The following is a 13727-nucleotide window of genomic DNA, read 5'->3' as shown; positions in this document are numbered from 1 at the left end:
ATGAACGGCTCAAAAAACGCCCATTCAGCGTCTTCCATCAACAATCGAGCCAAGATAGCCTCCTCAGAAAGCTATCTTGAATCACGCTTTAGGCAATTTGGGAATCCAGTTTGTCAACGGCTCCTAGTATTCAGTGAAAATCGTATTATGCGTATAATACTAACACCTGAAGGAAGAAGAGACGCATGTCCACCGTGGGAGCGCTCGAATTTCAACGCAAGTTTGGTGAATATCAGCATCAGGCGCAACGGGAGCCCGTCGAGATTACGCGCCACGGACGGCGGGAATTCGTGCTGATGTCCGCCGAACATTATGATTGGCTGAAAGCAGCAGCCCAGCGCAGCCACCGAACCGCCGATACCGCCGATGTCGTGCTTCACGCGGTCGAACGCGCGGAGATGGACCCGGAAGACGCCCCCCTCGACGATCTACTTAGATAATGGCCAACCGATCTACGCTCTATTTCGGCTTTGGGGCGGATGGCAGGATCGGTTTGAGATAGGTCGGCAAGGCGGGATCATCTGCGACCGGCTTAAAGGCAGCGTGGCACTCTTTTTCGGGAATGGGCTTCCAACGCTGCATCCAGATCACCCCCCCAATCTTCTTCTGGAAATTTATAATATCCATAACTCTGAAAATAAGTCTCCGCATTTTCGCCACCAACAAGCTTTCTGATATAATAATATTCCTCTTTGGAGAAATATTGACGTTCCTGCACAGAATGCTCCCTATATATGTACAGATATTTATCCGATATCATCCAATAATAATCACCATCCGCAACGTCAAAAAAACGACCTATTTATAATAATTAATGACAGAAATCGCTTTTTATATTGATTTTCAATATAATAATTCCGGACGTGAGGCGCATATCTAATTTTCTTTTCTGGTAAATGTCTAGGGTATTCCTTTAGCGGAATAATTTTCTTCAAATATTCATGAGAATCAAACCCCTCCTTATGATATGAAATAATATTATCAAAATTATCGAAAATCTGCTCGACGCCATTAAAATCGAAATTAACAGCATCTCGAAATCTATCCATAAATGGATTAGATATATTTTTAAACAAATCCTCTTTCATGATATATTTTATTTTATTCATTGAAAACAAATCCATACGAATAGACGATTTTATTCTTTTTATAATCCGCCTCACTCCCTCTCATAAAAGCACGCTTCTGGGCAAGCCGCGCTCTCTGGTAGGCAGGCCCCATTCCGTCCTCGGCGGGCAAGGTGGGGGCGTCGGAAAGATAAAGTATCCCGCCATAATCGACCGGAGGCAAAATATCCATACCGGTATTCCAATCGTCAAAACTTTGACGTTCTCGCTTGGCGTTATTCTTGGCATCGATATTTATTTGCTCATTATATTCACTCATCTCATAATTATTCCAATTCACTGTATAGAATGGCTCATATTTCTTATCTTTGATACGCTCTTGCCAGGGCGCGACGTGATCGACGAAGCGCCAGCATTTATGCCAACCGATGAGATCGTCGGAAAGTTGGGTTTCATAAAATTGAGCGGGTTGTTGATCCACTGTCGGCGGCAGGCTATCCATGGCACGCTTCCTTCAGGAGGGTATTTGAATGGAGCTTATTCTAACGATTTTTACTTTTCGTAGAAATATTTATACTCTTCATTATACCCATCATTCTTCATCATCGATGGTTTATAAAATTCCCATATCGCGGGCCAATCGCGCGAGGCTAGAAGTTCGATATTACCAACGCCATAGGCCCTTCCCCCCATTCCATGGCTGAGGCGGGAAAACAGAACGGCTTGCTCTTGGCGCTGTCCGATGCGCCTCTGTAGAGAGGTTCACCTGCTGGTCGCGGGGAAGATGGGTTTCAGGTGCTCCGGCATCGCCGGATCCTCCACCAGGGGTTTGAAGGCCACGGTACACCGTTTGACCGGAATAGGCTGCCAGCGCTGCACCCAAGACCTTTCTTTTTCCAATATCTTAAGACCATAATGCGAAAAAATACTTAGATATGATGTAATGGTATTCGCAACAGGATCGTTACTGGCTGTCGAAACCTCATCGTTTCCAGCCAGAACATAATTGATCTTTTTGTATATCTCTTTTGTCGCCGTGCTTACCCAGTCTCCTTGGGTATAGACATATAGAAATTTTTTCCCAAGCATCCAATATCCGTCTGCCCTGAGCTCTACCATGATCAAACCGTCGTATTTTTTAATAAAGTCAAAAATATCTACTCCAGCCTTGGGCCAATCGTTATTTTCTTTTCTCCACATCTTTTCAACTGTGTCAGGATAGAAAATAGGGCGAAAATTATAGTCACGAAAATAGGGTAATTCACTTTGCATTTCCTTATGGAGCGATACAATTTTATCATTGGGAGCCAGAAAATTATTAATTTTCAAAATTTCACCTTTATTATCATTTTTTATTGAAACGATATTTCTTTTCAAGGCGTTTCTCAGCTCACCGTCTTCGACAAAGCTCTCAAAAAAATGATTTGTCATAAAATATTGATTTAAAAAAAAATAGTATTTTCTACTTTTATTTATGATAAAAACTCTGCGTCGAGCATCTTCCTCCTGGTTCTTTCCTCCTTTTTTATCGGATATATACATCAAAGAACCATACTCATAGCTGGGCATATTAATATCATCATCCAGTAAGTTACGAAAAAAATCCTTTCCCTTTACATGATCTAAATCTGAAGTGACCTTAGCTTTTAGAAAGCCAAAGGGAATATGATCGCGAAACTGCCAACAGCGGTGCCAACCGATCATATCGCGGGATAACCCAGTCCCCTGAACGATGGCAGGAGGAGCGTCAAGCGTGGGGGGAAGAGCGTCCATATTGCCTCTCAACGTGACGTGGCGTGGTAGCTTTTTTCTTTCCTAATCCGGGGATCATCCGGATATGTACTCCAAAATCTATCCCAATCCTGCTGAATGAATGACAGCAACCTATCTTCCAGAATAGTTCGGACCCCATTCTGGTACTGTCTAGAGTAAAAAATAGTCTGATCTTTTCTTGTAAGCTGCCGAAAATCTACATATGGCACTGGCTGGGTGGGCTCTATGGGTTTTGGGCCAATCTTTCCATCTTTCTCCCATTTTTCAAGTTTTTGCTTGTACTCTCTGAACTTACTGTCAAAATCACTCCTCCTATCGATATTCAATTTATTTCTTCCTGCATTATAGCGCGCAAACTCTGTATTCCCACGGACATCGTTAGAATGTTCTGAGGGATAGAACCGACCAAATGCCGCCCACTGATCGAGCCAGTCAGCTTCCTGCTGCGAAACGACTAATGGGTGATCGGAAAGATATGTGCAGGCATCTTGCCGCACCTTCTCCATATACGGAACCAGTCTATCGATTAAACCAGGTGGAGCAGGGTAAATCTTGTTGAAACTTCTCATAAAATTTTCGTTGTTTTTACCGAGATCTACGCCCGATGCGATTGTGATTCCTGAATTATTATGTCGCACCCCTTTGAACCACGGTACATAGCCGGTCAAACTCTGCCCGCCCTCCCATTCGCTCACTTTCACGTGATCGATGTTCGTGCCGAGCATTGCGTTGATGTCATTCGAGAGTTTTTCACTCATCGGCGCTCTTGAGAATGTCCCCACACAGTTCGGCTGTTTGCCGCAGGTCCGCAGAATACCGTTGACCGCGCGGAACGAGCATAAAGTCCGAATCGTCTTATCAACCTGCGCTATCGGCGCTTTCTGATGATCCTCCGCCACGGCGTTTATGCGCCCGTACCCATCCTCCAGCTTTTGTTCTTCGGACAAACGCGGGTCGGCCATTTTTTGAGCAACGTCGGTTTTGGCGGTCTCGATATCCGCAAGACGTTGGGTCAAACGCTGTTTCAGTTTGGGATCCCGCGCCGTCTGCGGCTCCGAGAGTTCCCGTAGGGTCTCGACGCGCATTTGGGTCAACCGCTGCTGCAAATGCGCGTGATGGACCAGAGCCGCTTCGGATTTCAGCCCGGCAGTTTGCCCCTGGGTGAGCCAAGCCCCCGCTTCTTCTGGGGTCGAGGATAGGAGCCGCCGAGCCTTTTCTGTCAAAGCTGCGGGGGCCAGGGCCTGAACCCGTTCGAGAATGTTCGTCATGGTCACACGCTCCCTTGAACGAGCCGCAGCCGAGCTTCCGCCCCCGCAGGCAGAAATCCGCCGAGAAGCGTTCGCAAAGGCGCAAAGATGGCATCATCGGCAAGGGGCAAATTCGGACGGGCCCGGCCATCCCACCAGCGTAAGATTGCGGGATTCCCCTCGGCGTCGTCGGTTTGCGTGCAGGGAAGCAGTTGCGCTTGTAGCGCCGCTATATCCGCCTCCTGCGACACCGGGCAATACCCGCCCCAGGGCACGGCCTGCCCCGCCAACCAATCCGCGAGCGGTGTTCCCGGTTGCAGTTTGGTTAACCAAGGAGCCGTTCCCAGTACCGGCGCACTCACCCCCGGCCCAAGCAAGCACAGGGCAGATCCAGGATGATCGACAAGTCGCGAGAGGGCTTCGGGTAGAACCGCCGGATCGATCACCGCGAGCGCCGCCGCGTCCGGTGCGATGGGAATGAGGGTTTCCGGGGGTAAGGGATCCGGTGAGGTTGGGGGGCGCTGATGGTCTGCCGGAAGCTCTTCATCAGTATCGCAGGCGAGCGCAACCGCATTCCCGGTCGCCGCCGCAGTGCGTAAAGCGCGCGCCGTTTGATCCCGCTCAGCCGTGCCGACAAAGGTATGGAAGCGGTTACGGAGTACCAATCCCCCGTGATCGGTTTCACTGCCCTCAAGCGCCGCCCCGGCCCCATTCAGGAAATAGAAATCCGATCCGGTCGTGATGGTCGCGCCGCAGACGGTGCGATGGCCGATATGGCTCATCGCGCGCCCGGCGATGGTGAAAGCTTTCACCCCTTCGGTGACGCGCGTCAGCCCATGGATCGGGCATGTGGCGACATCCCCAACGCAGGCTTGGGTTTTATCGAACATAGCGGTCTCGCTGAAAATTGAATAGAACAAATATAGAACAAACTGAACAGAGAGTCAAGCCTCTGCACGCCCCACGTGCAGAGGCCGGGGTTCGGTCTCATGTGCGTATCAGGCCATCTCAAACCCGTTTTTGATATCCGTGGGTGGCTTTTGCCGAATTTCCCTAAACGCACCGCAATGGCAGCGGGACCAGAATAAAACTCCTAAACACCCGTTCCATCGGCAACGGGATGCCTGCTGTGGCGTCGATCAAGCGCCGGTTCGGCATGATGTGCGGGGCTTTCGTTTGGACCATCTCAACACTATCCTGCGCGCGCCCTGGATGAGCCGTGCCAGGGCCAAAAGTACTGCCGCTGCCGAGCGCGATGTTCCGGCGAAGCCGTGGATCAGCAGACCACCCTGACCGTTCCAGCGATCCACGAGATCGAGTATTGCTTCGACGTGATGACGCTCGGGCGCGTTTCGGCCCGGTCGAGGTTCGGCGATATCGTGGAACGCCAACCGGATCCGCCGCCTCGGAGGTAGGAATTCCAGATCCGGCGGCAGATCCTCGGTATCACCGCAAGAACCAACCGCCCCGTCCGCCGATACAGCGCTCGACCGATGGATGGCAACACGCGAGAAGGATCGCCATGACGCGCGTTCGGCTTAAAGGCATTAATTCGAAGCGCAAGCGCCTCGCCGATGGAACAGAAGTGACCTACTATTGGGCGTATCGCGGTGGCCCGCGCTTACCGGGGAAACCCGGCTCGCCCGAGTTCGTTCAGGCCTATGACGATGCGTATCATGCCAAACGGCCCGCCCCCGCCAACATTTTACTCGCGGTGATGAACGCCTATCAGGATAGCGGCGACTTCAAGAAGCTCGCTCCCAGGACCCGTGCGGATTACATCACCCAGATTCGTAAGATCGAAACCAGCTTCAGCGACTTCCCCCTCACCGCCCTCAAAGACCGGCGCAGCCGCGCGATTTTTCTAAAATGGCGGGATGGGTTGGCCGAAGGAGGTAAGACCCGGCAAGCGGATTACGCGGCCGGAGTGCTGGCGATCATCTTATCGTGGGCATACCATCGCGGCCTGATCGAAGCGAACCCTACGGAAAAGCTGGGTAAACTCCATCGCGGTGCCCGTGCCGAGAAGACCTGGAGCGCCGAAACCGAAGCCCGATTCATGGCATCGGCCCCGCCTCATCCTCGCCTTGCGTTTGTTTTAGCGCTTTGGACCGGGCAGCGACAGGGTGACCTCCTACGGATCACCTGGAAGGCCTATGACGGCCAATACCTCCGGCTCACTCAACAAAAGACCAACGTGCCCGTCATCATCCCCGTCGCCGCTCCGCTGAAGGCGCTGCTGGACCCGATTCGACGCAATGACAGCCCCCCGATCCTAAAACCCCCGTGCGAGACGGCCTGGACCTCCACCGGCTTCCAGACCTCCTGGCGAAAGGCCTGCCTGGATGCAGGGGTCACGGGTGTCACCTTCCACGATCTCCGGGGAACAGCAGTCACACGCCTAGCAAAGGCAGGCGCTACCGTGCCGGAGGTTGCAACATTGACGGGTCATTCGCTCAAAGACGTGCAAGCCATTCTCGACCGGCACTATCTATCGCGGGATGTGGAAATGGCCGAATCGGCCATCCGGAAGCGTGAAGCGGCGGCGAAAATTTCCGACCGGTCTTCCGACTGCACAGCTTAAGAGAGGGGTAATATGGCTGTAACCCGAGGGAAAGCTTGGCTGGGACGGGAGGGATCGAACCTCCGAATGCCGGAATCAAAAGCCCTTACCCAGCGATAACAGACCATAGGTTTTTTCCCGAAGACGGAAAAACCCATTATGACAAATCAAGGGCTTACGGGCGAAAACCCGAATAAATCCAGCGATCTTCCACCCGGTTTTGACGAAGCGCGCGCCACGATGGACGCGGCGCGGCGGTGGGAAGACCCGGCTGCGTTAGCCGAACACTTATCGCTTTTCGAGCTGTCGGATACCGGCGTGGCGCGGCGCTTCATTGCGCGTCATGGTAGCAGATACCTCTATGTTCCTGGCCTCGGCTGGTTTGCCTGGGACGGGCGGCGCTGGAAGCAAGACGTCGATGACCAACTGATCCGGCTGGACATGCAGGCGACCGCTGCGGCGATTCTGGATGAACGCCATTTCCTCGATGACCCGAAGATTGCCGATCAACGGGTTAAGTTCGCGGGCCGGGCGTCTGAAGCGCATAAGGTGCGGGGGGCGGTTGAGATGGCAGCCCCCCGCCTGAATGCCCCTCTGGAGAGCTTTGACGCGCACCCGAACCTACTGGCCTGCAAGAACGGCGTGATCGATCTGGCGACCGGGGCCTTGCGCCCGCATGATCCGGCCTTGCGCCTTACCAAGCTGACCCATATCGACTACATCCCCCATGCCCCCTGCCCGACGTGGCTGGATTTTCTCAGCAGCATCACCGGCCAAAGTCTCGACCAGGAACCGGACCCGGACGATGATCTGATTGGCGGGCTGCAACGCTGGATCGGGTACACGCTCACCGGCGAAACCAGCGAGCATAAAATGGGCATTCTCTACGGCAGCGGGGCGAACGGGAAAACGACGCTGCTCGAAGTCATTGCGGCCTTGGCGGGCGATTACGCGGCGCAAATGCCCATCGAAAGCCTGATGCTGCGCGACCGTGGGGGCGGCATTCCCAGTGACATTGCGCGCTTGCGTGGGGCGCGGTTCGTTGAGACCGTGGAAGCGACCGCCGGGGCGCGGCTGAATGAAGGGTTAGTAAAATCGATCACCGGTGGCGATAAGATTATTGCGCGGTTTCTTCACAAGGACTGGTTCGAGTTCACCCCGGAATTCAAGCTGTGGATGGGGACCAATTACCGCCCCTACATTAGCGGGACTGATCTTGGTATCTGGCGGCGACTCTGCCTGATCGACTTCCCCTTTACTTTCGTGGATGGCCCCAATATCTTGCCGGGGCAGCGATTGAAAGATCGGGGCTTGAAGAAAAAGCTGATGGGCGAACTGCCGGGTATTCTCGCCTGGGGCGTGCGTGGGGCTGTCGATTGGCACCAAGTGGGGCTAAAAATCCCTCAGCGGTGGATTGCGGCAACCGACGCTTACCGGGCCGAAAGCGACCCGTTCGGCGATTTCGTGGCGGAATGCACCGAAGCTGCGCCTGCCTTCAGCGCGTCGGCGAGGACGCTGAAGACGGCCTATGATCGATGGTGCGCCGAAACGGCGGGAGGCAACCCAATGAGCGCCACGGCGTTCGGCAGGGCCTTGGCTTTGCGGGGGTTCGTGAAGGTTCATACCGAGTTCGGGAACCACTGGCGTGGTGTCCAACTCAACGCAGCTTGGTTGAGCAAGGTATCTCAACCGCCACCACACGGCGATTGATGAATGGTTCCTGAACGGTTGGCTGAATAGTTTGAACCGGAAAACCTCAATAAAATCAATGGGCTGAATAGTCTGAATAGTTTCCGCAGGGTTTTCCCTATACGTATATAGCTTTCTATCTCTCTCATATGCATTACCTTGAAGTAACTATTCAGACTATTCAGGAATAGGGTAAGGTACTGATATATAAGGGATTATCGCTGAACGGTTTATGCCAAACTATTCAGCAAACTGTTCAGACTGTTCAGACGGCACCGGGGTAAGCTTGGCGGGGTAGCTTGGTCTTTCGGCTTATCAAGGGGTTAGAGATCGAAACGCACCTATCACGGGAGGTTGACAGTCCGAAAAAATGGATGAAGGCGTAAATTCCTCTTGCGAAGTGTGAGCCGATTTGACAATCTAGCTGAAGGCGCAAAAACCAAAGCGCTAGAGACCCTCGCTCTAACCGGCGGGGGTTTTTTATTGCGCGGGTCCTTCCCCGGCCCTCCGGGCACGGGTAACGGGCGACCCCGCAAGGTTTAGAGTATTATGTGATTTTTTAGCGTTATATTGTTATTCTTGTTTATATTTTCTGAATAGAGACACTGTTCAGTATAGAGTTAACCAAGCCACTCGGAGAAATCCGGGTGGCTTTTTCTTTGGAGAAAATGATGAATGGCTTTCTAATCGTTAAGCGTGGGGAAAAATCTGTGCATAAGCGGGAGAAATGCTTCAAGTCTTCGGACTTAATCCATTACACGGGGGAGCATTACTCTACTTTCACTAAGCGGGCGAACAGTGCGGCGGGGCAGATCGTCTGGCCTGACGAAGTTTACATCGGAGTTCAACGAATCTTCGATGATTACGAAACCTTCCAGCTTCTCGTTCAACACAGGCTTATGAAGTCTGGGCTTCGCTCGGCTTCGGCTGCCTCCCTGGTGGTTGATCTGAAGCCGGTCTTCCTTCCTGGCGAAACCCTGTTCTGCCTGCTGCGTAGCGAGCCGCTGCCAGCCCCGCAGATCGGCGCTGATTGGCCGAAAGAATCGATCAAGTCATGGACGGACTGGAAGGAAAAACACGAAGGAAAGCGCGATGCGATCTTAAAAATCGCCCGTGATGGCGCGGCGCGTAAGCGAAATAAAGACCCGGAAGAGATTGAAGTCGTGCCGGTTTTCTATGCGTACCACGGCAAAATCACGGAATTTGAAGCGCTTGTTCTCGATCCGGCGAACAAAGCCGTTCTCTCGATTGATGTTCATTCGGTTCAGGCCGAAGTGCAGGCAATTCGTGATCTGAATTGGAAGCGCAAGAATGCTCGAAAAGATTAAGCGCTGGTGGGCCGGAAGCCCTGCCCCGCCGCCAGTCTCCCATCGGCGTGGCATTGAAGCCGGGGCAGGCGGGTATCGCTTCAACGGCGCGCGCCCGCTGCACGACATGCCGCGCGAGATTGAGCGAGCGGGGGGCACGGTTCGGGCGCGGGCTCAGAACTTGCTGGCGAACGATTGCGCCGCCGCCACGGCAGGCGACCAAATCACGGCACAGCTTGTCGGTAGCGGGATCATCCCCCGGCCCTTGCACCCCGCGCCGGAGCGACGGGACACGCTACTGAAAGCCTACTCTCGTTGGTCACGGCGGGCGGATGCCGAGGGGTTGCTCGACTGCCACGGGCTGCAAGCCGCTGCGGTTCGGTCGATGGCCGTCGCAGGCGAAGCGTTCGTCCGGTTGGAAATCGTCCCAAGCGCGGCTGGGGGCGTGCCCCTGAGGCTTCGGCTTCTCGACCCTCGCCTGATACCGACTTTAGATCAAGCCCTGCCTGACGGGGCTAAAATCCGGGCTGGTGTCGAATTCGATGCTTCGGGTCAGCGGGTGGCGTATCACTTACGCCCGCTTGATACCTCGACCGGGTTCGAGACTATCCGCGTTCCGGCGGGCGAAATGCTTCACCTGTTTCGGCCAATCGCGCCGGGGCAGGTGCGGGGGCTAAGCTGGTTCTCGCCAACCCTGACCAGGTTTCAAGATGTTTCGGACCTGCAAGACGCCCGGCTTTATTCGTTCAAAGCGGCTGCTCTGTTCTGCGCTACGCTTGAAAAACCGATTTTGCAAGAAGGGTTTACAGGTGAGCAAACGGACGTTCTTCCTCATGATTTAGGCTTAATGCCAGGGGCTATTTTTAATTTTGCCCCTGGGGAGAAGCTTACTTTCAACTCGCCGCCCTCGCCTGATGAGTCTTACGAACATTACTTGGCTGCCCTGCAAACCGGCCTCGCCGCCGCGCTGGGGCTGACCTATGAGCAACTAACCGGCGATACGTCAAGATCTAACTACAGCAGTTCCCGAATAGCGCTGATTAATCAGCGACGGTTCTTAGACATGGTCCAGCATCATGTCATCATCCCGCAGTTAATCCGCCCAGTATGGGAAAAATTCGTGTCGCTCGCCATTGCCAGCGGTGCGGTGCCAGCCCCGGATTACAGCCGGTTCCCGGATGATTACTTGAATGCCGATTTCCACCCCCCGGCGTGGGAATGGGTGGACCCTGAGAAAGAAATCAATGCCGAACAGGCAGCCATTCAGGCGGGCCTGAAGAGCCGCGCGCAAGCCGTTTCCGAGCGTGGCTATGACATCGAAACCATTGACGAACAACGCTCTGCCGACCGCGCGCGCGAAGCCCGGCTTGGCCTGACCAAAGAGGAAAACCCATGAGTATGATCTACCTCCGCGAGGCTGCGGCCTCGCTGCTTCTTCGCCGTGAATCGACGTGGGTAGGTGCCCCCGGCGGCGCGGCGACCGAGCGCGAAATTCTGCTCGCCACCTCCGGCAAGGTGCGCCGAGACGGCTATCTCGAAGTGCTGCGCATCGATGCCGATTCGGTTGACCTGAAGGGCCTCGATGGCGCACCGCTCCTGAATTCGCATCGCACGGGCAGCATTGACGATGTGATCGGCGTTATCTCTTCGGCAGAGATTCGCGGCGGAATGCTCTATGCCAAGGTGAAGTTCAGTAATCGCCCGGAAGTTCAAGGCATTGTTGCCGATGTAAACGACGGTATCTTGCGCGGTGTCTCGGTTGGTTATTCGGTCGAGAAATGGGAAATCGCCCGCGACCCGCAAACCGGCGAAGAAATCCGCACGGCAACGAAATGGACCCCGCGCGAGGGTAGCATCGTTGCGGTTCCGGCTGATCCGTCCTGCGGCTTCCGATCTGCCGACCCTCCCGCCGCCGGGCCGGGCGAAGTGGAAGTTCGGGCGATTGCCACGGCCTTCGGTTTGTCGGAAGCCTTTGTTACCGAGACCCGAAGCGCTGGCTTAAGCCTCGATCAAACCCGCGCCGCCGCGATGGCGCGGGCCGGGCGTGCGCCGGTTGTTCACAACCCGCCTGCAACCGTCGGCGTGGATCACAGCGCGAGCTTCACCCGGCGCTTGGGCGAGGCAATTGCTTGCCGCGCTAACCCGTCCTTGCGTCCCTCGGAAGGCGCGCGGGAATTCATGGCGCATACGTCCTTCGCTGACGATGCGGCGGCGATCCTGCGGAACCGGGGCGTATCAACCCTGGGACTCACCCGCGCCGCCGTACTGACCCGCGCGATGGCGACGGGCGATTTCTCCTATGTCCTGGGCGAAGCGCTGCACCAAACCCTGCGCGCCAGCTACACCGAAGCCCGTTCGCCACTCTGGCAGCTTATGGCTGAAAGCAGCGCAACAGACTTCCGCGATAAAAATTCGATCTCCCTAGATATGAAGGGCGATTTCGCCCGCGTCGGGGAAGGTGGCGAAATCCAATCGCAAATGACGATTCGGGAAGGCAAAGAAAAATACCGCGTGGCGACTTACGCTAATGCGGTTGCGCTGACCCGCGAATTAATCGTTAACGACAATCTTGGGGCGCTGTCCGGCATCGGGGCAGCGCTTGGACTTGACGCGGCAAGGTGGCAGGATGATTGGCTGTTGGATCAACTGCTCGGCACGACCGGCGTAGGTCCTACCATGAGCGACGGCTTGCCGGTGTTTGATACCACACGCGGCAATCTGCAAGCCGGGGGCATGCCTCTGGTGGTCGCGCTGGAGACGGCGAAGCTGTCCTTCTACCGGATGCGGTCCCCGACCGGCAAGCTTACGCCGATGCCTGCGAAGTATTGGATCATCCCGCCCGAGATGGAAACCATTGCCCGCAAGCTATTGATGCAAATTCAACCGACCAAGGTTGAAGATGTTAATACCCTTGCAGGCTCCTTAACCTTGATCGTTGAACCGCGCCTGACCGTGCCGGATGAATTCTTTCTTGCGGCAGAAACGGCAAAATCTTCGGGCTTTGAATATGCCTACCTGTCCGGCGCGGCAGGTCCGCAGATCGAAAGTGAAAACGCTTTCGATTCTTTCGCAGTCAAGTATCGCTGCTGGTTCGATGTCGGCGGGGGCTGGATGGACTGGCGCGGCTGGTACAAAGCCAAGGCTACGCCATGATGACGCCCGAGGAAATAAAAGCGCAACGCGCCGCCCTATTGGAAGCGTTAACCAGTGGCGTCATGACCGTCGAGTATGGCGACCGGAAAGTAACCTACCGGTCCTTTTATGAAATGCGGCAAGCCCTGGGCCTTCTCGACACACTCTCAACGCCCCGCGCCGGTCTGCGGCAGGGGAAGATTATTTGCTCACGGGGGTATGATTGAATGCTTAATTTTGTTCAGCCGGGGGATGTTCTCGAAATCGTCCCGAATCAGATCGTTCAGAGTGGCGAGCTAGTCCGGCATGGCCGACTCTTCGGCGTAGCGGTTACGTCCGCAGGCTTGGGGGATCGGGTTAATCTCGCTGTAACCGGCGTGTATAATTTGCCGAAACTGCCCGCGAATATTTGGCAGCAGGGCGATTTGATCTTTTGGGATGACGTTCAAAAGCTCTGCCTGCTGACCGAGAACGACGACACAATCTTGATTGGTATTGCAACCGCCAATGCCCCGGCCAATTCCGCCTTGGGCACCGTGCGCCTGAATGGGAGTTTCAGCTAATGATTACTGCGTCTCTTCTTGCGTCAACCTCTCTGACGACGCTGTTTCTGATCCCCGGTTCCCCGGCGGTTCCGCCGCCCCCGCCGCCGCCGCCCCAACCGGTCCCCGGCTGGCCGTCGCGCCCGATGCTCTAAGGCTCCCCTGCCGGGAACTTTCTTGATTTTCCGCCCGGCAGCACCTCCCCCCGGCGTGCAACAGCCGGGGGGCTTTTTACGGAGGGGTTCGGATGGCAAAGATCACGCCGTCAAAAATCGTCAAGGGCGATGGGCTTACGCTTCTATCCCGGCTTGCGCTGGAAATTCCCAAAGTCACCAGCCGGGCAATGAATGACCTGGCCTGGAAAGCCCGGAATAATGTGCGCGATTCCTTGAAAGATAATTTCACCC

The 13727-nt window shown here is 54.9% G+C and carries 15 protein-coding genes; 9 read left to right on the top strand and 6 right to left on the bottom strand.

The window, feature by feature from the left end:
• Nucleotides 1–185: 185 nt before the first annotated feature.
• Nucleotides 186–440 (top strand): type II toxin-antitoxin system prevent-host-death family antitoxin, encoded by a 255-nt coding sequence (locus tag ACIQ36_RS12100; RefSeq protein WP_395829553.1) that lies wholly within the window; start codon nucleotides 186–188, stop codon nucleotides 438–440.
• 92 nt (nucleotides 441–532) lie between these two features.
• Here the strand turns inward: ACIQ36_RS12100 and ACIQ36_RS12095 are convergent, their stop codons facing one another.
• From ACIQ36_RS12095 to ACIQ36_RS12070, 6 genes are all read right to left on the bottom strand, one after another.
• Nucleotides 533–718, bottom strand: coding sequence for a hypothetical protein (locus ACIQ36_RS12095; RefSeq protein WP_395829551.1), 186 nt, complete (start codon nucleotides 716–718; stop codon nucleotides 533–535).
• 383 nt (nucleotides 719–1101) lie between these two features.
• Entirely contained in the window at nucleotides 1102–1569 is a 468-nt protein-coding gene (locus ACIQ36_RS12090; protein WP_395829549.1) for a hypothetical protein, read from the bottom strand.
• 260 nt (nucleotides 1570–1829) lie between these two features.
• Entirely contained in the window at nucleotides 1830–2840 is a 1011-nt protein-coding gene (locus ACIQ36_RS12085) for a hypothetical protein (protein ID WP_395829547.1), read from the bottom strand.
• 8 nt (nucleotides 2841–2848) lie between these two features.
• Complete coding sequence (locus tag ACIQ36_RS12080; RefSeq protein ID WP_395829545.1) at nucleotides 2849–4108, bottom strand: pesticin C-terminus-like muramidase; 1260 nt, start codon at nucleotides 4106–4108, stop codon at nucleotides 2849–2851.
• A 2-nt stretch (nucleotides 4109–4110) separates the two neighbouring features.
• Nucleotides 4111–4977: a PAAR domain-containing protein gene (locus ACIQ36_RS12075; protein WP_395829543.1), complete on the bottom strand. Its 867-nt coding sequence runs from the start codon at nucleotides 4975–4977 to the stop codon at nucleotides 4111–4113.
• Nucleotides 4978–5140: 163 nt separating this feature from the next.
• On the bottom strand, nucleotides 5141–5272 hold the full coding sequence (locus ACIQ36_RS12070; RefSeq protein WP_395829541.1) for a hypothetical protein: 132 nt from the start codon (nucleotides 5270–5272) through the stop codon (nucleotides 5141–5143).
• A 337-nt stretch (nucleotides 5273–5609) separates the two neighbouring features.
• On the opposite strand from ACIQ36_RS12070, the gene ACIQ36_RS12065 reads away from it, so the two are divergent.
• From ACIQ36_RS12065 to ACIQ36_RS12030, 8 genes are all read left to right on the top strand, one after another.
• Nucleotides 5610–6671 carry a tyrosine-type recombinase/integrase gene (locus ACIQ36_RS12065; RefSeq protein WP_395829539.1) on the top strand — a complete coding sequence of 354 codons (1062 nt, stop codon included), beginning with the start codon at nucleotides 5610–5612 and terminating at the stop codon, nucleotides 6669–6671.
• Between the two features lie 138 nt (nucleotides 6672–6809).
• Nucleotides 6810–8360 carry a phage/plasmid primase, P4 family gene (locus ACIQ36_RS12060; protein WP_395829537.1) on the top strand — a complete coding sequence of 517 codons (1551 nt, stop codon included), beginning with the start codon at nucleotides 6810–6812 and terminating at the stop codon, nucleotides 8358–8360.
• Nucleotides 8361–8986: 626 nt separating this feature from the next.
• Complete coding sequence (locus tag ACIQ36_RS12055; protein ID WP_395829535.1) at nucleotides 8987–9667, top strand: hypothetical protein; 681 nt, start codon at nucleotides 8987–8989, stop codon at nucleotides 9665–9667.
• The gene (locus ACIQ36_RS12050) at nucleotides 9651–11042 is read left to right on the top strand and encodes a phage portal protein (protein ID WP_395829533.1); all 1392 of its coding nucleotides are present in this window, start codon (nucleotides 9651–9653) and stop codon (nucleotides 11040–11042) included. Before ACIQ36_RS12055 ends, ACIQ36_RS12050 begins: the two co-directional genes overlap by 17 nt.
• Nucleotides 11039–12799: a hypothetical protein gene (locus ACIQ36_RS12045; RefSeq protein WP_395829531.1), complete on the top strand. Its 1761-nt coding sequence runs from the start codon at nucleotides 11039–11041 to the stop codon at nucleotides 12797–12799. The genes ACIQ36_RS12050 and ACIQ36_RS12045 overlap by 4 nt, the downstream gene beginning before the upstream one ends.
• The gene (locus ACIQ36_RS12040; RefSeq protein WP_395829529.1) at nucleotides 12796–13005 is read left to right on the top strand and encodes a phage head-tail joining protein; all 210 of its coding nucleotides are present in this window, start codon (nucleotides 12796–12798) and stop codon (nucleotides 13003–13005) included. The genes ACIQ36_RS12045 and ACIQ36_RS12040 overlap by 4 nt, the downstream gene beginning before the upstream one ends.
• On the top strand, nucleotides 13006–13341 hold the full coding sequence (locus ACIQ36_RS12035; protein WP_395829527.1) for a DUF2190 family protein: 336 nt from the start codon (nucleotides 13006–13008) through the stop codon (nucleotides 13339–13341).
• Nucleotides 13341–13475, top strand: coding sequence for a hypothetical protein (locus tag ACIQ36_RS12030; protein WP_395829524.1), 135 nt, complete (start codon nucleotides 13341–13343; stop codon nucleotides 13473–13475). The genes ACIQ36_RS12035 and ACIQ36_RS12030 overlap by 1 nt, the downstream gene beginning before the upstream one ends.
• Nucleotides 13476–13727 lie beyond the last annotated feature (252 nt).

Origin of the sequence: Elstera sp., assembly GCF_044372965.1 — a bacterium.
Lineage (GTDB): Bacteria > Pseudomonadota > Alphaproteobacteria > Elsterales > Elsteraceae > Elstera.
The sequence above is the reverse complement of the archived record's forward strand: the minus strand, read 5'-3'. Positions and strand labels throughout refer to the sequence as shown.

What these genes read in the sequence shown, in the direction of transcription:
- ACIQ36_RS12080 (WP_395829545.1), bottom strand. Translation starts at nt 4,108, where the DNA reads ATGACGAACATTCTCGAACGGGTTCAGGCCCTGGCCCCCGCAGCTTTG.
- ACIQ36_RS12050 (WP_395829533.1), top strand. Translation starts at nt 9,651, where the DNA reads ATGCTCGAAAAGATTAAGCGCTGGTGGGCCGGAAGCCCTGCCCCGCCG.
- ACIQ36_RS12090 (WP_395829549.1), bottom strand. Translation starts at nt 1,569, where the DNA reads ATGGATAGCCTGCCGCCGACAGTGGATCAACAACCCGCTCAATTTTAT.
- ACIQ36_RS12030 (WP_395829524.1), top strand. Translation starts at nt 13,341, where the DNA reads ATGATTACTGCGTCTCTTCTTGCGTCAACCTCTCTGACGACGCTGTTT.
- ACIQ36_RS12070 (WP_395829541.1), bottom strand. Translation starts at nt 5,272, where the DNA reads ATGGTCCAAACGAAAGCCCCGCACATCATGCCGAACCGGCGCTTGATC.
- ACIQ36_RS12065 (WP_395829539.1), top strand. Translation starts at nt 5,610, where the DNA reads ATGACGCGCGTTCGGCTTAAAGGCATTAATTCGAAGCGCAAGCGCCTC.
- ACIQ36_RS12100 (WP_395829553.1), top strand. Translation starts at nt 186, where the DNA reads ATGTCCACCGTGGGAGCGCTCGAATTTCAACGCAAGTTTGGTGAATAT.
- ACIQ36_RS12045 (WP_395829531.1), top strand. Translation starts at nt 11,039, where the DNA reads ATGAGTATGATCTACCTCCGCGAGGCTGCGGCCTCGCTGCTTCTTCGC.
- ACIQ36_RS12075 (WP_395829543.1), bottom strand. Translation starts at nt 4,977, where the DNA reads ATGTTCGATAAAACCCAAGCCTGCGTTGGGGATGTCGCCACATGCCCG.
- ACIQ36_RS12085 (WP_395829547.1), bottom strand. Translation starts at nt 2,840, where the DNA reads ATGGACGCTCTTCCCCCCACGCTTGACGCTCCTCCTGCCATCGTTCAG.
- ACIQ36_RS12040 (WP_395829529.1), top strand. Translation starts at nt 12,796, where the DNA reads ATGATGACGCCCGAGGAAATAAAAGCGCAACGCGCCGCCCTATTGGAA.
- ACIQ36_RS12060 (WP_395829537.1), top strand. Translation starts at nt 6,810, where the DNA reads ATGACAAATCAAGGGCTTACGGGCGAAAACCCGAATAAATCCAGCGAT.
- ACIQ36_RS12035 (WP_395829527.1), top strand. Translation starts at nt 13,006, where the DNA reads ATGCTTAATTTTGTTCAGCCGGGGGATGTTCTCGAAATCGTCCCGAAT.